The sequence below is a fragment of the Nonomuraea fuscirosea genome (assembly GCF_003001935.1).
GTDB classification, from domain to species: Bacteria; Actinomycetota; Actinomycetes; order Streptosporangiales; family Streptosporangiaceae; genus Nonomuraea; species Nonomuraea fuscirosea.
On the sequence record NZ_PVNG01000024.1, the window covers coordinates 185426 to 205559 of the forward strand.

The 20134-nt window shown below is 70.6% G+C and carries 19 protein-coding genes; 14 read left to right on the plus strand and 5 right to left on the minus strand.

Annotated elements, in window-relative coordinates; all coding sequences use genetic code 11:
- Both kdpA and kdpF read right to left on the minus strand, forming a co-directional pair.
- On the minus strand, positions 1 to 1662 hold the full coding sequence (gene kdpA / locus B0I32_RS43855) for a potassium-transporting ATPase subunit KdpA (RefSeq protein WP_106249765.1): 1662 nt from the start codon (positions 1660 to 1662) through the stop codon (positions 1 to 3).
- Positions 1659 to 1751: a K(+)-transporting ATPase subunit F gene (gene kdpF, locus B0I32_RS43860; RefSeq protein ID WP_106249767.1), complete on the minus strand. Its 93-nt coding sequence runs from the start codon at positions 1749 to 1751 to the stop codon at positions 1659 to 1661. Before kdpF ends, kdpA begins: the two co-directional genes overlap by 4 nt.
- Before the next feature lie 303 nt (positions 1752 to 2054).
- On the opposite strand from kdpF, the gene B0I32_RS43870 reads away from it, so the two are divergent.
- Entirely contained in the window at positions 2055 to 2861 is an 807-nt protein-coding gene (locus tag B0I32_RS43870) for an SGNH/GDSL hydrolase family protein (RefSeq protein WP_181308414.1), read from the plus strand.
- A gap of 139 nt (positions 2862 to 3000) precedes the next feature.
- Here B0I32_RS43870 and B0I32_RS43875 read toward each other — a convergent pair whose 3' ends face one another.
- Positions 3001 to 4830, minus strand: a complete 1830-nt coding sequence (locus B0I32_RS43875) for a hypothetical protein (RefSeq protein ID WP_106249774.1) — start codon at positions 4828 to 4830, stop codon at positions 3001 to 3003.
- Positions 4831 to 4991: 161 nt separating this feature from the next.
- Positions 4992 to 5927: a DUF2332 domain-containing protein gene (locus B0I32_RS43880; protein WP_106249776.1), complete on the minus strand. Its 936-nt coding sequence runs from the start codon at positions 5925 to 5927 to the stop codon at positions 4992 to 4994.
- A 408-nt stretch (positions 5928 to 6335) separates the two neighbouring features.
- Here B0I32_RS43880 and B0I32_RS43885 point away from each other — a divergent pair, with 408 nt between their 5' ends.
- From B0I32_RS43885 to B0I32_RS43935, 12 genes are all read left to right on the plus strand, one after another.
- On the plus strand, positions 6336 to 7247 hold the full coding sequence (locus tag B0I32_RS43885; RefSeq protein WP_106249778.1) for a diacylglycerol/lipid kinase family protein: 912 nt from the start codon (positions 6336 to 6338) through the stop codon (positions 7245 to 7247).
- 280 nt (positions 7248 to 7527) lie between these two features.
- Positions 7528 to 8673: an indoleamine 2,3-dioxygenase gene (locus B0I32_RS43890; RefSeq protein WP_181308416.1), complete on the plus strand. Its 1146-nt coding sequence runs from the start codon at positions 7528 to 7530 to the stop codon at positions 8671 to 8673.
- Positions 8674 to 8796: 123 nt separating this feature from the next.
- Positions 8797 to 9336 carry a toxin-antitoxin system HicB family antitoxin gene (locus B0I32_RS43895; protein ID WP_106249782.1) on the plus strand — a complete coding sequence of 180 codons (540 nt, stop codon included), beginning with the start codon at positions 8797 to 8799 and terminating at the stop codon, positions 9334 to 9336.
- Positions 9336 to 10277: a DUF4097 family beta strand repeat-containing protein gene (locus B0I32_RS43900; RefSeq protein WP_106249784.1), complete on the plus strand. Its 942-nt coding sequence runs from the start codon at positions 9336 to 9338 to the stop codon at positions 10275 to 10277. The genes B0I32_RS43895 and B0I32_RS43900 overlap by 1 nt, the downstream gene beginning before the upstream one ends.
- A gap of 17 nt (positions 10278 to 10294) precedes the next feature.
- On the plus strand, positions 10295 to 11257 hold the full coding sequence (locus tag B0I32_RS43905; protein WP_106249785.1) for an ATP-binding cassette domain-containing protein: 963 nt from the start codon (positions 10295 to 10297) through the stop codon (positions 11255 to 11257).
- Complete coding sequence (locus tag B0I32_RS43910) at positions 11257 to 12060, plus strand: ABC transporter permease (protein ID WP_106249787.1); 804 nt, start codon at positions 11257 to 11259, stop codon at positions 12058 to 12060. The genes B0I32_RS43905 and B0I32_RS43910 overlap by 1 nt, the downstream gene beginning before the upstream one ends.
- A complete protein-coding gene (locus tag B0I32_RS60460; protein ID WP_245956413.1) occupies positions 12057 to 12200 on the plus strand; it encodes a DUF1707 SHOCT-like domain-containing protein in 144 nt (47 codons plus the stop codon). Before B0I32_RS43910 ends, B0I32_RS60460 begins: the two co-directional genes overlap by 4 nt.
- Positions 12201 to 12242: 42 nt before the next feature.
- Positions 12243 to 12581 (plus strand): hypothetical protein, encoded by a 339-nt coding sequence (locus B0I32_RS60465; RefSeq protein ID WP_245956414.1) that lies wholly within the window; start codon positions 12243 to 12245, stop codon positions 12579 to 12581.
- Positions 12582 to 13239: 658 nt separating this feature from the next.
- Entirely contained in the window at positions 13240 to 15165 is a 1926-nt protein-coding gene (locus B0I32_RS43920; RefSeq protein WP_245956420.1) for an APC family permease, read from the plus strand.
- Positions 15166 to 15249: 84 nt separating this feature from the next.
- The gene (locus B0I32_RS43925) at positions 15250 to 16452 is read left to right on the plus strand and encodes an erythromycin esterase family protein (RefSeq protein WP_106249789.1); all 1203 of its coding nucleotides are present in this window, start codon (positions 15250 to 15252) and stop codon (positions 16450 to 16452) included.
- A 164-nt stretch (positions 16453 to 16616) separates the two neighbouring features.
- Positions 16617 to 16928 (plus strand): hypothetical protein, encoded by a 312-nt coding sequence (locus tag B0I32_RS43930; protein WP_106249790.1) that lies wholly within the window; start codon positions 16617 to 16619, stop codon positions 16926 to 16928.
- Positions 16929 to 17122: 194 nt separating this feature from the next.
- A complete protein-coding gene (locus tag B0I32_RS43935) occupies positions 17123 to 18907 on the plus strand; it encodes a hypothetical protein (protein ID WP_106249792.1) in 1785 nt (594 codons plus the stop codon).
- A 9-nt stretch (positions 18908 to 18916) separates the two neighbouring features.
- Here the strand turns inward: B0I32_RS43935 and B0I32_RS43940 are convergent, their stop codons facing one another.
- On the minus strand, positions 18917 to 19393 hold the full coding sequence (locus tag B0I32_RS43940) for a hypothetical protein (RefSeq protein ID WP_106249793.1): 477 nt from the start codon (positions 19391 to 19393) through the stop codon (positions 18917 to 18919).
- Between the two features lie 197 nt (positions 19394 to 19590).
- Between B0I32_RS43940 and B0I32_RS43945 the strand changes: the two genes are divergently transcribed.
- A complete protein-coding gene (locus B0I32_RS43945; RefSeq protein ID WP_106249795.1) occupies positions 19591 to 20097 on the plus strand; it encodes a peptidase inhibitor family I36 protein in 507 nt (168 codons plus the stop codon).
- Positions 20098 to 20134 lie beyond the last annotated feature (37 nt).

Here is a 20134-nt window from a genome sequence, read left to right on the forward strand (position 1 = left end):
TCAGGACAGTCCTTCCGCGATCGGGCCGAGCGCGAGCGCCGGCAGGAAGGTCAGGGCGACGAGGACGACGGTGACGCCGACGACCAGGCCGACGAACTGCGGCCGGTGCGTGGGCAGCGTGCCCGCGCCCTCGGGGACGGGCGACTGGCGGGCCAGCGAGCCGGCCAGCGCCAGGACCAGGATGATCGGCAGAAACCGGCCGAAGACCATGCACAGGCCGAGCGCCACGTCGTACCACGGGGTGTTGACCGTGAGGCCGGCGAAAGCTGAGCCGTTGTTGTTGGCGGCGCTGGTGAAGGCGTACAGGATCTCGGACAGGCCGTGCGGGCCCGAGTTGAGCATGCTCGCGCGCCGCTCCGGCGAGCCCATCGCGAACGCCGTGCCGATCAGCACCAGCGCCGGGGTGGTCAGGAAGTAGAGCGAGGCCAGCTTGATCTGGCGGGGGCCGATCTTCTTGCCCAGGTACTCGGGGGTGCGCCCGACCATCAGCCCGGCCACGAAGACCGTGATGACGGCCAGGACGAGCATGCCGTACAGGCCCGCGCCGACGCCGCCCGGGGCGATCTCGCCGAGCATCATGTTCGCCATGGTCATCATGCCGCCGAACGGCGTGTAGGAGTCGTGGAAGCTGTTCACGGCGCCGGTGCTGGTGAGCGTGGTCACCGCGCCGAAGGTGGCGGAGTCGGAGACACCGAAGCGGACCTCCTTGCCCTCCATGGCCGCGCCGACGGCCCGCGGCACGGTCGCGTGGCCGCCGAGTTCGAAGGCGTTGGTGAGCAGCACGGAGGCCAGCGCCAGCACGCCCATCACGGCGAGGATGGCGTGCCCCTGACGGACCTGCCCGACCATCCGGCCGAACGTCCGCGGCAGCGCGAACGGGATCGCCAGGATCAGCAGCAGCTCGAACCAGTTCGTCCAGGTGGCCGGATTCTCGAACGGGTGGGCGGAGTTGGCGTTGTAGAAGCCGCCGCCGTTGGTGCCCAGCAGCTTGATGACCTCCTGGGAGGCGACCGGGCCGCCGGTGATCGCCTGCGTGCCGCCGGTCAGGGTGCCGACCTCGTGCGTGCCCGACAGGTTCTGGATCACCCCGCCCGCGACCAGCACCAGCGCGCCGATGAACGCCATCGGCAGCAGCACCCGGACCGTGCCGCGGACCAGGTCCACCCAGAAGTTGCCGATCGCGCCCGACCGGCTGCGGGCGAAGCCGCGCACCAGCGCGATCGCCACCGCCATGCCGACCGCGGCCGAGACGAAGTTCTGCACGGCCAGGGCGGCCATCTGGGTCAGGTGGCCCATCGTGGACTCGCCGGAGTAGGACTGCCAGTTGGTGTTGGTGACGAAGCTGACGGCGGTGTTCCAGGCGATGTGGCCGGTGACCGGGGGCATGCCCGCGCTCAGCGGGAGCCGGTCCTGGAGGCGCTGGAGTCCGTACACGGCCAGGACGGAAATCACCGAGAACGCGAGCAGGCCGCGCGCGTAGACCGGCCAGCTCTGCTCGGTGTCGGCCCGCACGGCGAGCAGCCGGTAGAGGCCGCGCTCGGCGGCGTTGTGCCTGGCGCTCGTGTAAACCCGGTACAGGTGGTCGCCGAGCGGTCTGTGCAGCAGGGCCACGGCGATGACGAGGGAGGCGACGAAGAGCGCCCCCGCGGCCGTGGCGCTCATCGGAACCGCTCGGGGAACAGCAGGGCCGCGACCATGAACGCCGTCAGGGCGACGACGATCACCAGGCCGGTGGCGTTGACCGCGCTCACAGGCGCTCCACCGCCTTCACGACGAGCCCGAAGATCACGAAGATCGCGATCGTCAGAGCGACGAAGATGACGTCGGCCATCTCCACTCCTCGGTTCTGGGAACAGGTGGTCTCCGCTCGGACGAGCGGGCCAGAAATCCAGCAAAGCCGGGAAATAGCCCTGTTTCACATTCCTTGACGGGTTTCATACGGTTGTGTGGGGATTCTTGACGCCATCCGCACAAGGCTTCACCGGCTGAATGTCCGGTGAATGCCCGCCTGCGTTCCTGTCCCCGCCCGCCGCCGGAGGCGACCATGGACGGCCATGACAGGCAAAAACTGGCTCCAGCACACTCATCTCGACAAGCTGTACGGCTACCTGCCCGGCATGGCCGAGGCGCTGCCGACGATCTTCGGGCTGAGCCGCGACGAGTACGCCGAGGTCATCGCCGAGTACGACGCCCGCGCCGGTGAGGCGGCCGAGGCCCTGCTCGCCGACGGGGAGTTCGCCGCCCGCCTGGCCGCGCTGCCCGTACCCGCCGGGCGGACGATCCTGGCGATCGGCGACAGCATCACCGACGACCTGCAGTCCTGGGCCGAGATCCTGCGCCATCTGCTCCGCCCGCGCGGCGTGCGCGTGGTGAACGGCGGCCTGTCCGCGCACACGACCGCCATGCTGCTGCGGCGCTGGCCGGCCACGCTGGCCGCGGTCCGTCCCGATTGGGTGATCTGCGCGCTCGGCGGCAACGACGTCACCCGCATCGGCCCCGAGGCGGCCAAGCCCCAGGTCAGCCTGTCCGAGAGCGTGGCCAACCTGCGGGAGCTGCGGCGCATTGGCGGCGCGGTGGAGACGTGGGTGTGGCTGACTCCCGTGCCGGTGCGCGAGGAACGGGTCGGCGCCACTCCCGCGTTCGGCTTCAGCCAGGTCGGCTGGCGCAACGCCGACATCGTGGCGCTGGCCGGGGAGGTGCTGGGCTTCCCCGAGCCGGCCGTGGACCTCACCGCCGCCTTCGGCGTTCCGGCCCGGTCTGACCTGCAAGGGGAGGATGGGGTGCATCCGTCCCTGGACGGGCAGATGGCCATCGTACGGGCGCTCGTGGAACGCCTGACGGAGCACCGGCCGCGCGCCTGACCCCCGCCGGACGCCCGCGTGATCCCGCGCCGAGCCTCCCTCGCCGGACCGCCGGACCGCCGGACCTGGTGGGCCGGACGCGCGGGACGAGGTCGGCGGGCCGGACGCGCGGTCCGAAGGTGGCGGGCCGGACGCGCGGTCAGGAGGTCGGTGGGAGGCGGGTCTGGGCGGTCGTGGTGGTGAGGAGTTCGGGGAGGGTGCCCTCGAAGCCGTCCAGGAGTCTGAGCAGGACCGTCCAGAAGCCGGCGGGAGCGGCGCGCGCGGCGGTCTCGACCTCGCGCACGACCAGCTCGCGCAGCCGGGCCCGGCGCCCGGTGAGCTCACATGAGTACCAGGTCAGATAGCGGATGAGCCGGCCGGCGGGACGGCATTCCGACAGGATCTCCTCGTCGCCCAGCACCTCCCCGCGGTGGATCCGCCGCAGCGTCCCGCTCGGGTCGCGTTGTAGGCCGAGCGCGGGCAGGACGAGACGCGCCGCCGCCGGGCTCGTCGCCGCGGCCCGTTCGAGAAGATCGTCCGCGAGAGCTCCGGCCAGCGGGCCGGGCAGGTCCTTGCGGTCGGTGAGGACGCACAGGACGTGGTCGGGCCAGGGCCGTTCCCGATGGGCCGCCACCAGCTCGGGCCAGGGCAGCGCGTCGCCGTCGCCGGTCAGCGCGACCAGCACGGCCTCGCTCTCGAACGGATCGCGCGCCGCCCGTAACGCGGCCACGGGGTCACGCACCGGTAAGGGGACCGGTGCGGCGATCAGCCGGCGCAGCTCCGTGTCCTGCCGGGAGAGATGCCGGGTCCGCTCGTCCTGATCTGGGTCCAGCCCGTACGCCCACGCCCGCGTCCTGGGCTCGCACCGGAACATCCAGCGGGCGAACACCGCCCTAGCAGCGACGCCCGCCATGGCGAACCGGTCGAGTACCTCGTCGCGCGCGTACGTCCGGTGCCACGACCCCGTCAGGTCGCGCTCCCCCATCTGTGCCAGGACGTCGTCGGGCAGGGCGTCGATCAGCTCGGCGAGCGGCTGGTCGGGGGCGTGCGCGAGCAGCCGCAGGTCGACGGCCTGGACCGGTGGCGGCACCGGATCGCGGCGGACCCGGCGCAGCAGGGAGGCGAGCGTGCCCGGGTGGGCGGGGAACCTGGCGGCCGCCGCCAGCCAGGCCCCGATGTCGGCGTTCGAGTGACGCCAGAGCAGGTGGCCGGCGGCCTGCCAGAACAGCCAGGTCCGGCCGGTGCCGCCGCTGCCGTCCATGGCCCGTACGAGCAGGTCGAGGCTTGCGACACCGGCGATCACGTCCTCCACGGTGTCCAGCGTCACCAGCCGACGTACCAGCTCGGCGTGGACGTCGCCGATATGGCTGAGCAGGACGGGCCGCATCCAGTCGGGCACCGGCCGGTGCGCCAGCCGCAACCGGCCCGCCACGAGGGAGTCCCATGGGGTGAGCAGGTCGCGGACCAGGGTGTCGGGGCAGTCCTGCCGGGCGACCAGGACGCGCCGCTGCGCCCGGCCGAAGGGTTCGCGCCGGTGCTCGTCCGCGAGCAGGTCCCAGTCGGGGGTTGCGGTCAGGACGGCCTCGCAGGCGGTCACGGTGGCGGCGGCCCGCAGCCGCGCCGCGACGTCGCCGGTCCACGACTCGGCCCGCCCGGACGGCCCGTCCGACAGGTCCAGCCCGCCGGACTCTCCACCCCTGGCCTGTCCAACCCGCCCGAACAGCCTGGTCCACCCAGAGGCCCCGTCCGACAAGTCCGACCCGCCAGACCCGTCAGACTCGGACCGTCCAGCCTGCCCGAACAGCCTGGCCCGCCCAGAGGCCCCGTCCGACAAGCCCGGCCCATCAGGCCTGTCAGGCGCGGACGGCCCCTCCGGCTCGTCCGGGCCGATGCCCTCCGCCCGCAGCTCCGCCTCGGCGACCGCGCGCACGTCGGGGGCGATCAGGTCCAGCAACCGCCACATCTCCCCGGCGGCGGGTTCCAGCGTCATGTCCCGATCTTCGGCCGCCACGGGTCTCCTCTCGTCGACCGGAACGCTCCATCCATTGTCCGCCGATGTGCGGCGACCGGCTAAGTAGTCCTAACAAAATGATCCAATGTTGCCCCGTCACAGGCGAGATCATTGATCTCGGTGTCGGTCGCTCAAACGCACTATGCGAACCAGATGATCGCCTGTCCGTGCGATCGGGTCCAGGCGAGCGGCGTCTCGTCCAGCGCGAGCACGTTGTGCCGAGCCTCGCTCGGCGGCATCGGGAGCGTGTCGTAGGGCAACACGTCCGGGGCCTCGTTCGCGATCCAATGTCCGGGTAGCCCGCGTACCACCTCGGCGAACGTTACCCGTCGTGGCGTCGGCACGTGGTACAGCACCGAGCTGTGGAACACCACCAGCGTCGCGTCGGGCGGGGCCTGCGCAGCCAGTGCCGGCAGGTCGTCTACCAGGTCGCCCCGTACGAGCAGCGGCGGGTCGGTTGCGACGACGGCCGCCGCCGCCCGCAGCCGGGCGCGGCGATGCATGTGTTCCGGCCAGATGAGGGCGTCGAGCCAGGCGAGATCGACGGGGTCGGTCACATCGAGCGGGTTCAGGTCCAGGCCGGCCCGCCACACCACCTGGGGCAGGCCGATCGGCGGCGCCATATTGGTGGCCGTGCAGGCAAGGACCGGGTCACCGGAGCCGACCAGGTGATCGCCGTAGCGGTAGGTGTACCGGTCGGGATAGAGGCACAGCCCGGCGGACGCGCCGACCTCCAACAGCGCGAGCGGCTGTGGCAGTGCGGTGAGTACCGGTAGCAGGACGGCACACCGTCCGGCCTCGTTCGTCTGCGTGGCCCGTGTGCGCATCTCCGCCTCGATGACCGGCCAGTTCGCCACCACGTAATCATGGAACGCGGCCGGATCCTCGACCGGCCCGCCGAGCAACCGAACAACACCGAACAGCAGGTTCGGCTGCCGCTTGGCCGGCGGAAGCGCGGCGAGCAAGGCCAGGAGCTCGCGATCCCGCGTCACCGCAGATGCCAAGCGCTCGTACGCGGGCGACACGCCACGCGCCTCGCGCGCGGCGAACTCGGCGTAGATCGCAGCGATCGTCATATGCCGATGATCGCAGTGAACTCCTTCCGCACTCGCATCCACAGGCTGGGCGCGGTCCTGGATCCTTTTGTTAGGACCTCTAAGAAGGCGCTCCAGCTCGGCCATCCGGGCCTCCGGCATCTCCAGCACCATCCGCGCTATTCACACCGTCTTCTCGCATCATCTGCACCACCTGCGTCTTCCACGCCATACACGCCCTCCACGTCGTCGGTACCCTCCGTGCCTGCACGCCATCGGTGTCGCCGGTCCGTAGATGCCGGACCTAGGGTCACCGGCTCCCCGGCCCGGTTTCGCGGGGCGAATCATGGGCATCGAGCGCCCAGGACTCCGGGAGGGCAAGACACCGGGAAGGCAAGGCTCCAGGAGGGCAGGACACTGACAGGGCAGGGATCGGGGAGGGCAGGCGCGATGGCTCGCAGGTTGCTGGTGATGGGCAATCCGGCCGCGGGCGGAGCCGGCGAGGAGCGGCGCAAGGCGGTGCTGGACGTCCTGGGCGGCGGGGCCGACGTCGTGGAGCGGGTGACGGAACGGCCGGAGGACATCGGCCGGGCGCTGGCCGAGCACGCCGATCGGATGCCGGTCGTCCTCGGCGGCGACGGCAGCCTGCACACGCTCGTGGCGGAGCTGCTGGCCCGTGGCGAGCTGGCCGAGCGGCCGGTGGGGCTGATCCCGATGGGCACCGGCAACGACCTTGCGCGTTCGCTGGGCATCCCGCTCGACCCACGCGAGGCCGCCGAGGTGGTGCTGCGGGGCCGGGAGCGTCCGATGGACCTGCTCGTGGCCGGCGACGGCGCGATCGTGGTGAACGCCGTGCACGTCGGCGTCGGCGCGCTGGCCGCCGAGGAGGCGACGCCGCTCAAGCCGTGGCTGAGCCGGGTCGCCTACGCGGCGGGCGCGCTGATGGCCGGCGTGCGCGCGAAGGGCTGGCACCTGCGGGTGCGCGCGGACGGCAGGACCGTCGCCGACGGCCGGCGGCGGATCCTCATGGTGGGCATCGGCAACGGCACCTCGATCGGCGGCGGCACCCCGCTCACCCCGCAGGCCCGGCCGGACGACGGCCTGGCGGACGTGGTCGTCTCCTTCGCCGTGTCGCCCCTGGCCCGGCTGACCTTCGGGCTGCTGCTGCGGCTCGGCAGGCAGCGCCGGCATAACGACGTCGTGACCCTCAGAGCGCGCGCCATCGCCATCGACGGCGAGCCGGTCCCGGCCAACGCCGACGGCGAACTCTGCCAGGCCAGCTCTTCCTACACCTGGACAGTGCATCCCGCGGCCTGGCGCATCCTCGCCCCCGCTAACGGTGCACCGGAGCAGGACCGATGACCACGGAAACGGCCGACCCGGAGAAGCCCGGGCCGGTACTGGCGACCGGCTGGAGGAGCCTGGGACGGTACGGATGCTCGAACCAGAAACTAGGGCGGCCCCGGCGCGCGGCTTGTAGGAGCCGGGAACGGCACAGGTGCCCGAACCAGAAGCCGGCGCGGCACCGGCGTCCGACCTGCAGAAGCCGGGAACGGCACGCATGCCGAAACCAGAGGCCGGCGTGGCACCGGCGTCGGGGCCAGGGTCTGGGGCGGCGCGGGTGTCCGGGCTGGAGGAGCCGATGACGCCTGGGGCGGGACGGATGGCCGATCTGAACGACTATGCCATCGACCCGGTCCGGGGATTCGTTCCCGGCGACGACCCCGTGAACGCGCTGCCGCCGTACTACCGCCCCTGGGAACGGACCGCACGCGACATATCAGCCCTGATCATGACGGGTCGCCTGCGCGACGCCATCGCGTCGCTGCCCGTGCTCACGCCCGCCAAGCTGAGCTCGCCCGGGGAGCGGGAACGCGCCATGCTGCTGCTGACCTGCCTGGCGAACGCGTACGTATGGGGATCAGAAACCCCCGCCCGCACCCTCCCCGCCCCTGTCGCCCGCCCTCTCGACGATCTGGCCCGCCAACTGGACCGGCCGCCGATCATCGCCCACGCCTCCATCGTCCTGAACAACTGGCGGCGCATCGACAGGACGGAGCCGCTGAGCACGTCCAACATCGACACCCAGGTGACGTTCCTCGGCGGCGTGGACGAGAAGTGGTTCTACCTCGCCACCCTGGGCGTCGAACTGGCCGGAGCGCCCGGGTTGCCGCTGCTCGTACGCACCCATGACGCCGTGGCCGGCGACGACCCCGACCGGCTCACGAAGGCGTTGGTCGGCGTGCGGAAGGTGCTCGGCCGCACGGTGGAGGCGCTGCTCGACATCGAACGCTGGTGCGACCCGCACGTCTTCTACCACCGGATCAGACCGTTCCTCACGGGCTGGCCCGAACCCGGGCTGATCTTCGAGGGAGTGGATCGCGGACCAGTCGTGCTGGCCGGCGGCAGCGCCGCACAGAGCTCCCTGATCCAGTCGTTCGACGCCGGGCTCGGCGTCCGCCATGACGACGAGATGACCGCCGCGTTCCTCACCGGTATGCGCGCGTACATGCCGGTCCCGCACCGCCGCTTCCTCGCCGATCTGGAGACCGGCCCCTCGGTACGCGACTACGTGTCGAACCGGCGCGCCGACCGGCCAGGGCTGGTGGAGGCGTACAACGGGGCCGTGGACGCGCTGGCCCGGCTCAGGGCCCAGCACATCGGCATCACCGGCCGCTACATCCAGCGCTTCGAACGCGACGGCACCGCCAAGGGCACCGGCGGCAGCGACTACTCCGGTTTCCTCCGCCGCGCCCGCGAGGAGACCGTGGGCCACCTGCTGCCCTGAACCCGCATCACCGACAGCCTCCATGCACGGTGACGTCACTTTGCCACGCATGACGCCACCATGACACCATCACTAGGACCAACCGAACTTGCCATGACGTCATCATGATGCCATAGTGACGTCATGGACCTGGCTCCGTACGTTGACAACCTCAGGCGTGAGCTCGCCATCGCCGCCGCGGCGGGCGGCGAGGAGGCACGGGCGCTGGCCGAGCGCCTGGCCGCGACGCTCGAGTCCGCCACCCGGCTCGCCCTGCTGGAGGCCCTGTCCGCCGCCGCGGACGAGATCACCCGCGACCTCGCCCCCGGCTCGGTCGAGGTCCGGCTGCGTGGCCGCGATCCCGGTTTCGTGGTGACGCCACCGCTGGTCCCCGCCTCGTTCGAGGAGGAGAGCGGGCGGCACGGCCCGCCCGCTCCGCCACCGCCGCCGCCCCCACCCCTGCCGCCGGACGCCGACGACGGCGGCACGTCCCGGATCTCGCTGCGCGTCCCCGAGCACCTCAAGCCGCGCATCGAGGAGGCCGCCGCCCGCGACGGCCTGTCCGTGAACGCCTGGCTGGTACGCGCCGTCTCCGCCGCTCTCGACCCCGGCCAGGACGCCCGGCGTTCCGGCAAGGGCGCGCCGCGGCAGTCCGGCAACCGCTACAGCGGCTGGGTGCGCTGATGACCACGTCAACCCGCGACGACTGGATCGCCATGCCGACCTTCGAGACTCCCGAGCCCGTCCTCGTCATCATCGACCTGCCGACGGCCACCTTAAGGATCAACGCGAGCGAGCGCGCCGACACCGTCGTGGAGGTGCGCCCGAGCGACGAGTTCAACGAATCCGACGTCGAGGCCGCCCGGCAGGCGCAGGTCGACCTCGCCGACGGCAGGTTGCTGCTCCGGGTGGAGGGCTCCGGGCCCGCCACGTCGCTCGGCTGGGGCCTGTCGTTCGACAAACTGGTCGAGTCGCCCACGTCCTGGGCGCGCTCGCTGCTGCTCGGCCACAGCGGCTCGATCGAGGTGACGATCGACCTGCCCACGGGCTCCCGCGTGGACGCCAAGGCGGCGACGGGCCTGCACTGCCGGGGGCCGCTCGGCGAGGTGGCGTTCACCACCTCCTACGGCGACGTCAGCGTGGAGGAGGCCGGCCGGCTGCGGCTGAAGACCACCTACGGCGACATCTCGGTCACCCGCTCGTCCGGCCACGCCGAGGTCACCACGACCCACGGCGACATCCGGATCGGCACGATCGACGGCACGGCGGCGCTGAAGAACTCCCACGGAGACCTGCGCCTCGGCGAGATCACCGGCGAGCTGCGGCTGCAGACCTCCCACGGTGACATCACCGTCGACCGCGCCCTGTCCGGCGTCGCCATCAAGACCTCCTACGGCAGCGCCCGCATCGGCGAGGTGGTGTCCGGCTCGATCGTCATGGAGACCACCGGCGGCGGCCTCGACCTCGGCATCCGCGAGGGCAGCGCGGCCTGGCTGGACCTCAGTTCCACGTACGGCACCGTGGACGTCGAGCTGGAGTCCAGCGACGGCCCCGGTCATACCGACGACGTCGTCGAAGTGAGCGCGCACACCGCGCACGGCGACATCTCCATCCACCGATCCTGACGAACAAGGAGACATCCATGCCTGATGCGATCATGGCCGAGGGGCTGGTCAAGAGATACGGCGACGTGACCGCCCTCGACGGGATGGACCTGGCCGTCCCCGAGGGCACGGTGTTCGGGCTGCTCGGCCCGAACGGCGCCGGCAAGACCACCACCGTCCGCATCCTGACGACGTTACTGCGCCCGGACGCCGGGCACGCCACGGTGGCCGGGTTCGACGTCGTCCGCGACGCACGAGCTCTGCGCGCCCACATCGGCGCCTCCGGCCAGTACGCGGCCGTGGACGACCACCTCACCGGCGCCGAGAACCTGGAGATGGTCGGCCGCCTCTACCACCTGGGCGTGCAGCGCAGCCGGCAGCGCGCTCGCGAGCTGCTGGAGCGCTTCGAGCTCACGCAGGCCGCCGACCGGCCGGTGCAGGGCTACTCGGGCGGCATGCGGCGGCGGCTCGACCTGGCCGGGGCGCTGGTCGCCAACCCGCCGGTGCTGTTCCTCGACGAGCCCACCACCGGCCTGGACCCGCGGGCCAGGGCGAGCCTGTGGGACGTCATCTCCGAGCTGGTCGCGGAGGGCACCACGGTCCTGCTCACCACTCAATACATGGAGGAGGCCGACCGGCTGGCCGACCGCATCGCGGTGGTCGACCACGGGCGCGTGATCGCGCTCGGCACCTCCGACGAGCTCAAGAGGCAGGTCGGCGGCGACCGGGTCGAGGTGTGGCTGACGAGCGCGGCGGACCTGGAGGCCGCGGAGCGGGCTCTCGCGCCACTGGCCGTGGGAGAGCCGCAGCGTGATCCGCACATCCTGCGGGTGACGGTCCCGGTCAGCGGCGGCGTGACCGCGCTGACCGCCGCGCTCGGCCGCCTGGCCGCCGAACGGGTCACCGTACGCGACGCCGGGCTGCGCCGGCCGACCCTGGACGACGTGTTCCTCACCCTCACGGGACACGAGGCCGACGAGAAGGTCAAGGAGACCGTGTGATGAACGCCCTCAACCTGGCCGTCGCCGACGGCATGACGATCGCCAAACGCAACGCGCTGAAGATCCGCCGCGCCCCCGACCTGCTGGGCGGCGTGGTCATGCTGCCGATCGTGTTCGTGCTGCTGTTCACCTACGTCTTCGGCAGCATGATCAGCCTGCCCGGCATGTCGTACGGCGAATACCTGCTCCCCGGGATCTTCGTCCTCACCATCGTCACCAGCGCGCAGATCACCGGCTACACCCTGACGCAGGACCTGCAGCGGGGCATCTTCGACCGGTTCCGCACGCTGCCGATGTCCCCGTCGGCGGTGCTGACCGGTCAGACCATCGCCGACGTGATCATGAACCTGACCAGCATGGTCACCATGGCCGTGGTCGGGCTGCTCGTCGGATGGCGGATCAACTCCTCGCCGCCGCAGGCCGCGCTCGGCTTCCTGATGCTGCTGCTGTTCTCGTACGCCTTCTCCTGGGTGACGGCGACGGTCGCGCTGGCCCTGCGCACGCCCGAGGTGTTCAACAACGTGGCCACGATCCTGTCGTTCCCGATGGTGTTCCTGTCCAACGCCTTCGTCGACAGCGCCCGCCTGCCGGGCCCGCTCAAGCCGATCGCCGAATGGAACCCCGTCTCCACGCTCGTCCAGGCCGCACGCGAACTGTTCGGCAACACCAGCCCGGCCCTGCCCACGCCCGCCGCGTGGCCGCTCCAGCACGCGGTGCCGGTGTCGCTGGCGTGGTCGGTGGTGCTCCTGGCCGTGTTCGTACCGCTGGCCACGCGGCTGTACAAGAGAGCCGTCAGCCGGTGAACCCCGCGACGGCACGGGTCTCCGACGGGGACCGCGACAGGGTGGTGGAGCTGGTGCAGCAGGCGTACGCCGACGGGCGGCTCGACCAGGAGGAGCTGGAGCGGCGGCTCGAACGCGCGCTCACCTCCGTCTCGCTCTAGGAGCTCGACCTCGTCACCGCCGACCTGCCACACCACGACGAGGTGGTCAAACTCCAGTCGATCGGCGGCGGCCTCAAGCGGTCGGGCGACTGGAACGTCCCCCGCCGGCTGCACATCGAGTCCGCGTACGGCAGGGTGCGGCTGGACCTGTCGCGGGCCGTCATCCGGCACACGCAGGTGGACATCGCGCTCTACCTCGCCTACGGCCACGCCACGATCATCGTGCCCGCCGGCGCGAGCGCGAACACCGACGGCGTACAGTCCGCCTGGGGCCGAGTGTCCTGCAAGGCACCCGGCCGCCGCCGCCCCGGCGAACTCCACGTCCAGGTAACCGGCGAACTCCCCTACGGCCGCCTCCTCATCCGCCCCGCCCGCACCTGACGTACGGACAACCGAACTACCCACGGCCGCGCCCCCCCACGGCCCTTCTCCCACGGGCGCAACCCGCAAGGGCCCGGAGACCTGGAGACCTGCAGACCCGGAGACCCGGAGACCCGGAGACGAGCTTCCCTACAGCCGACCATCTCGCGGGCCCCGCGCGTCCGTAAGCAAGCTCCTCTACAGCCGACCGTCTCGCGGCACGACCCCCACAACCGACCTGACCGGCGCAATTCCCACGGCTGACCCGCTCACGGACGTGCGCCCCACGACCGGCCCTTCCCACGGGGCTCAAGCCCGCGCGCCCGCAGACGAGCTCCCTATAGCCGACCGTCTTACGGGCGCGTCTCCACAATCGACCCGGCCACGGGCGCAATTCCCACGGGTGCGATCCCTACGGCCAGTTCTCCCACGGGCGCAACCTCACACCCCGCAGGTCCTCAACCCACACGTGAGCTCCCCAACAGCCGACCATCTCGCGGGCACGACCCCCACCGCCGCCCCACCCACAGGCACGACCCTCACAACCGACCCACCCGCGATCCAGGCTCAGCCACCGCCCGAATATTGACGTTTTATTGACGGCACGATCACGCTGATACCCGCACTTGCCTCACTAGTGTCTTCGTCCGGACGTCTCCTTGACGACGGAAGGACCCAGGTGACCGAGGTGGACCAGCGTGCGGCCGTGCCCGACACGCCGCTGCGGCGGTGGCTGCTCAAGGGCCTGCCCACCCCCGAGACCCCGGTGAACCGTCCCGCAGAGGAGCCCGCCGGGCACCGGCACCGGTGGTGGCAGGTGATGTGCCTGACCGGCGTCGACTACTTCTCCACCCTCGGCTACCAGCCGGGCATCGCCGCGCTGGCCGCCGGCGCGCTCAGCCCCGTGGCGACGCTGCTGCTGGTGGCGTTGACGCTGCTGGGCGCGCTGCCGGTCTACCGGAAGGTGGCCGCCGACAGCCCCAACGGGCTGGGCTCGCTGTCGATGCTGGAACGGCTGCTGCCCGGCTGGCGCGGCAAGTTGCTGGTGCTGTTCCTGCTCGGGTTCGTGGCGACCGCGTTCGTCATCACCATCACGCTGTCGGCGGCGGACGCGACCGCGCACATCCTGCACAATCCCTTCGTCCCGCACTCCTGGGCGGGCTGGCAGGTGCCGGTCACCCTGGCCCTGATCGCCGCGCTCGGCGGGGTGTTCCTGACCGGCTTCAGCGAGGCCATCTCCATCGCGGTCGTCCTCGTCGCCGTCTACCTGCTGCTCAACCTGGTCGTCGTGGGCACCGCCGTCCAGCGGGTGCTGACCCGGCCCGAGCAGGTGGCCGGCTGGCGGGACGTGCTCGCCTCCGACTACTCCAGCCCGATCGCCATGGTGGCCGTCGCCCTGTACGTGATGCCGAAGCTGGCCCTCGGCCTGTCCGGGTTCGAGACGGGCGTGGCGGTCATGCCCCTGGTCAAGGGCGAGCTCGCGGAACGGATCAGGGGAGCGCGCAAGTTGCTGACCACCGCCGCCGTCATCATGAGCGTCTTCCTGATCACCTCCAGCGTCGCCACCACCGTGCTCATCCCGGCGGCGGAGTTCGCGGAGGGCGGTTCGGCCAACGGCCGCGCCCTGGCCTACCTGGCCCACCTCTACCTGGGCGACTGGTTCGGCACCGCGTACGACCTGTCCACCATCGCGATCCTGTGGTTCGCGGGGGCCTCCGCCCTGGCCGGGCTGCTCAACATCGTCCCGCGTTACCTGCCCCGCTACGGCATGGCCCCCGACTGGACCCGCGCCACCCGGCCCATGGTGCTGGTCTTCACCGGCATCGCGTTCCTCATCACGCTGGTCTTCGGCGCCGAGGTGGAGGCCCAGGGCGGCGCGTACGCCACCGGGGTGCTGGCCCTGATCCTGTCGGCCGGCGTCGCCGTCACCCTGGCCGCCTGGACCGGGCGCCGGCTCAAGGCCGCCGCCTTCTTCGGGCTCATCAGCCTGATCTTCGCCTACGCCACCGTCGCCAACATCATCGAACGGCCCGACGGCCTGGTCATCGCCCTGCTGTTCGTCCTGGCGATCGTGGTCATCTCGCTCGTCTCCCGCGCCACCCGTTCCACCGAACTGCGCGTCACCACCATCAGCCTGGACGACTGCGCCCGCCGCTTCATCAACGAGGCCGGCGAGATCTACCTGATCGCCAACGAGCCGCACACCCGCGACGCCAAGGAGTACGTGGACAAGGCCCGCGAGGCGTGGGAGCTGCATCGCCTGCGTACCAGTGAGGGCCTGCTGTTCCTGGAGGTGACCATCCCGGACGCCTCGGAGTTCGCCGGCGAGCTGCGCGTGGTCGGCGAGGAGCGGCACGGCTTCCGCGTCCTGCGCCTGCAGAGCACCACCGTGGCCAACTCCATCGCCGCCCTGCTGCTGCACCTGCGCGACAGGTACGGCAAGACGCCGCACGTCTACTTCCACTGGGCCGTCGAAGGCAACCCCATCGGGGCCCTGCTGCGCTACCTGGTCTTCGGCGGCGGCGACGTGCCGCCCCTGACCCGCGAGGTGCTCCGCCAGGCCGAGCCGGACCCCGCCCGCCGCCCGCTCGTCCACGTCGGCTGACCACCTGTTTGAAGCTTTCAACGCCGCGACCACGGGAGCATCGGCCAAAGTTCACACCGAAAGTTCAACGATACCGTTGAAGGTATGGATATCGGCCTGATCGAAGAATCCGCCCATGCCGTCGAAGCCGCCACCGTCGCCAGACTCCTGCCGGCCCGGCCGCGCCTGCTCGCCCTCGGCGAACCCACCCACCGAGAGGAGCTCCTGCTCGACGTACGCAACGACCTCTTCCGGCAGCTCGTCGAGCAGGACGGGTACCGGATCATCGCCCTTGAGAGCGACTGCCTGACGGGCCTGGCCGTGGACGACTACGTCACCTCGGGCACAGGCACGCTCGACGAGGTCGTGGCGCGCGGCATCAGCCACGGATGGGGCGCGTCCCCGGGCAACCGCGAGCTCGTGCGCTGGATGCGCGCGTACAACGACGGCAGGCCCGCCTCCGAGCAGCTGCGTTTCGCCGGCTTCGACGGCCCGCTGGAGATCGAGGCCGCCGCGAGCCCCCGGCAGGTCCTCACCGCCCTGCACGGCTACCTCGCCGCCCGCGTCGAGCCGGCCCTGCTCCCCTGCACGTCCGGCACCCTCGACCAGCTGATCGGCGCCGACGAACGCTGGACCGACCCCGCCGCCGCCTGGGAACCGTCCCGGTCCGTAGGCCGTTCCGACGACGCCAAGCAGCTGCGGCTGCTCGCCGACGACCTGGTGGCGCTGTTCGACGCGTCCCTGCCGCACCTGATCGCGACCTCAACCCCTGAAGAGCTCGAACGGGCCCGCCTGTACGGCCGCACCGCCACCGGCCTGCTGCGTTACCACTACGGGATGGCCGACACGTCACCGGCCCGCTGGGCCCGGCTGGCGAGCGTGCGCGACACGATGATGGCCGAGAACCTCCTCGCCCTGGCCGAACGAGGCCCGACCCTGGTCTACGCCCACAACACCCACCTCCAGCGCGACAAGGGCACGCTGACCATGAACGACCAGCCGTTCGACTGGTGGGGCGCCGGCGCGCTGGTGAGCCCCCGCCTCGGCGACGACTACGCCTTCCTGGCCACCGATGTCGGCACCATCAGCCACCACGACGTCCCCGCCCCACCTCCCGACACCTTGCAGGGCCTCCTCCACCAGCTCCCCGGCGACCGCCACCTCATCGACACCCGCCACCTCACCACCACCCTCCCCGCCACCCCGGCCCCCCGCGAATCCCCGTACTACGGCTACATCCCCCTGAACCCCACCCACCTGCCCACGTACGACGGCCTCCTCTACATCAAGGACCTGCCGGCGTCCTGACCCACCGCCCGCGACCGGCGCCAGAAGGTGCCGGTCGCGCAATTGCGCCGACCGGCGACGTCCGCCATTCCCATAGCCAAGCGGGCTTATCGCTTGCCGCCGGCAATTAGCCGGTCTACGGTTCACGTTGACCATTTTCTGGAGTCAGGCCCAGGGAGACCGTCATGGCCGAGCCGCTGGTGCCCAATCCCAGGCACGTGGTGCTCCGCGAGCTTCTCACGCGCGCTCGCGACCAGGCCGCCCGCGTACGGACGGCCTACCACGCCCCAGTCGCCGACATGTACTCCCATCAGGTATGGACGGGGCCCACAGCCAGAAAGTGGACGCATGACCTGGAGTTTCGCCATCACCGGTTGACCCGGCTGGCCGAGCAGGTGGTCAACACCCTGGAGGAGGAGCTGGGCCGTCATCCGTCCCAGGTGACCGCTGCGGAGGCGAACAACATCCGGCGCGAGATGGCGGGCAGGATCCCATGACGACTCCGGTAAACGAGTTCTGCGGTGTTGATCCGCGGAGAATGGAACGAATGTCGCGCTCGCTGGAAAGTGGAATCGACACACTCACCGCTTTCTGCGCGGAGTTCGAGGCCGGCTTTCGCCGGCACGACATGGGCACTACGATATTCCGCGAAATACGCGACATCGCCGATTGGGGGAAGAGTCAGCTTTCCATGCTGGCCTATCGCGTCGAGACGATCGAGGAGCTGGGCGACGGCGCGAGCGCCGGTTTCCTGCTGCTGCCCGACGACCTGGACGACCTCGAACGGGCCCGCCGCCTCGCCAAGAATGTGGCCGGCGTCTTCAGCACCAGGACGAAGGACGAGCAACGCGATCAGGCCGCGGAGATCCACGCGTACGCCGACGACATCGCGGCTCTGAAGAAGGATCCCCAGGCCGCCGCCGCCTTCTACGCCTCCTTGCCGCCCCACATCCGCGACGACCTGCCTCAGATCATCGCCGCGACCGGCAGTTCGACCGCCAATGAGGACCTGACGGCGTTCAGCCGGGCCCTCGGCGCGGCTCTCGCGGCACCCACCGTCATCCCGGGTTTCGCGAAAGTCAGGAGCCAGTTGCTCAAGCCCGCCGGACGGGACGTCGCCTGGAACCGCCTCGCCCTGCTCAAAGGATCCGGCGCTCCGGCCTCCTATCGCGCGTCCGCCGCCCGCGCCCTGGCGCTCGACGAGTTCGTGGCCGGCCCGCGTGGGGATTTCCGCGCCGGGACCGTCACCGACGTCAGCGCCTACGGCTTTCCCCCGGACACCGTGGCCATGGCCTTGTCGTTGCTCGAAGGCGACGGAGCCGTCATCCGCGACACGTTCGCCCGCATGGGCGGCGACGACGTGCGGCTCTCACAGACCGACAAGATGAAGCTCTTCGTCCAGTACGCGAAAGGGCACGGCTACGGCGACCGGGTCGCGGACTCTCTCGGCCGCGTGCTGGCCGACGGGTCCGAGGCCGTGGACGAGCGGCCCGGCCGGCACTCCCCCGAAGCCGCCGCCTTCGCGTTCGACACCATCGCCGCCATGGGCTCCTTCGGCGAGGATCTGCCGCTCACCGCCGCCGACTCGATGAGTGCGATCGCCAAGTCGTACGCCCACGAGATGGTCACGGGGACGCGGATCGACCGGGCGCTCTACCGCTCGTCGACGATCGGCGCGCCGGAGGGATGGACCGACGTGGCCGGAGTCACGCCGTCCTTCCATCTGAGCCCGGGCGACACCTACCGTTTCCTGCGCACGTTCGCCGCCGACGAACGGGCCACCGGTGATTTCGATGCCGCGATGGCCACGTTCTACCACGACACCATGGTCTCCGCCGCCCGCATGGACAGAGGTCAGGACACCGGTCAGTTCGAGACGGTGAGCAAGGTGTTCGGCGACTTCGGCGGGATCGAGTACAAGGCGATCAGCGAGGTGCGGGGCGAGATGGACGCGCAGGACGAGCTCCTGCGCGACATCGTCAAGAACACCTTCTCCTTGGGCATCGACAAGCTTCCGGTGGGCGAGCTGGCCGGCCTGGGCGGTGCCGTCGTCAGGGAGAGGGTCGTCAACGCGGCATGGGACGTCGCCAAGGCGTACGGGATCAGCACCGCGCTGGACGGATGGGCCGACAGCTTCGAGACCCGGGCCGAGAAACTGGAGGCCAAGCAGCTGGACTACGTCGTACGGCACCGCTACGACCTGGCGGGCATGCTGTACGAAGCGGGATTCCCGGCGAGCGCGCCACCTCCCGAACTGATCAGCGGCACGACCGGCCGGCTCAAGACCTACGACGAGATCGTCGCGGAGGCCACCAGGGAGGCCTGGAACGGCGACCGCGAGAAGACCCTGAGGGACAAACTCGCGAGGTACGAACGGTGGATGGACGACAATCCCAGGTTCGACGCGAAGATGGAGGACTCCGCCCGGCTGGGCACGAGCACCCTGTCCCGGGACGTCATCGACATCTGGAGCTGACGACGATGGTCAGGAGGCGAAGCAGCCGGTCTCCGCGCGGATGGACCACGTCGGGGGGTCGGGCCGTACGTCCACGGTCATCGTCACCCCCGCCTCGTCCTTCACCCCCCGGATGACCCGGGCCGCCGGCTTGTCCCGCTGACCGGGGTCGGACGTCACCGTGTATCCGAATCGCGGCAGGGCGAGGGTGTCCTCCATGAGGCTCTGGGCCAGGTTCAGGTAAGCGTCCGTGGTCTGACCGGCGGCGCGTTCGTAGTCGGCCGTGGCGCGCATCACCCGTTTGAACCGTCCCTCGCCGCAAGGGACGTCCTTGTCCGGGCGTTCGAGGATGGTCAGTTTCTTGAGCGGATTCTTGAAGACGTCGTCCGTCTCCAGAGTGCGGGTGTCCTTCCGCAGTTCGGCCACGGCGTCGCCGAGTGAGGGCCCGGCGGAGCAGGACGCCGAGACCAGTACGCACGCCACCACGGCCACGCATCGGGCGCGCATGCCATACCTCCGTGAACGGCCGTGCCGACAGATGATGCAATCCTGACCCAGCCCAGGTGTGGGCGCCAGCCGTTCGCCCCTTCATGCCCTGGAGGTATGGCCTGGCGGCCCGGCGAGGGCGGAGTCAACGGGGACTCAACGGGGGCTCAACATCGGCGTGTCTATCTTCGGGGCGACCACACGGAGAGGGAGACGAAATGAGCCAGCATCCGCTTCTCGTCAGAACGCTGAAGATCGCCGGGGTCGCCGTCGCCGCCGGGGTCGTCGCCTCCAGCGCGATTCCGGCCCAGGCCGCCGTCGGCAGTTCCGCCGCGGTCGAGGCGTACATGGCGGCCTTCCCGAACGGGACCAAGGTGAGCAACAACGAGATCTCCTATGAGAGCGGCGCGGTCAGCGTGCTGCTTTCGGCCACGGCGAAGGACTGCAAGGCCGGGTACTACTGCGTCTACACGGACTCGAACTGGCGCGGCGCGATGGCCCAGTGGAAGGCGTCCGCGTCCAAGTGCAAGAAGTACGAGTTCACCAAATGGTGGCGTGACAAGATCTCCTCGTTCTGGGCTCGCGGTAAGTGTCCGTCCGACAACTACTTCCTCAAGAACAAGAAGAAGTGGCAGCCCGACCAGTTCCAGCCCTTCGAGGGCAAGAAGGCGTACGTCCGGTACAACGACGCCTACGACTACGCGGCACGCGGCTACACCAGCTGATCGCCCGTTCATAGGTCCGCGTGCGGTCGCTTGACTT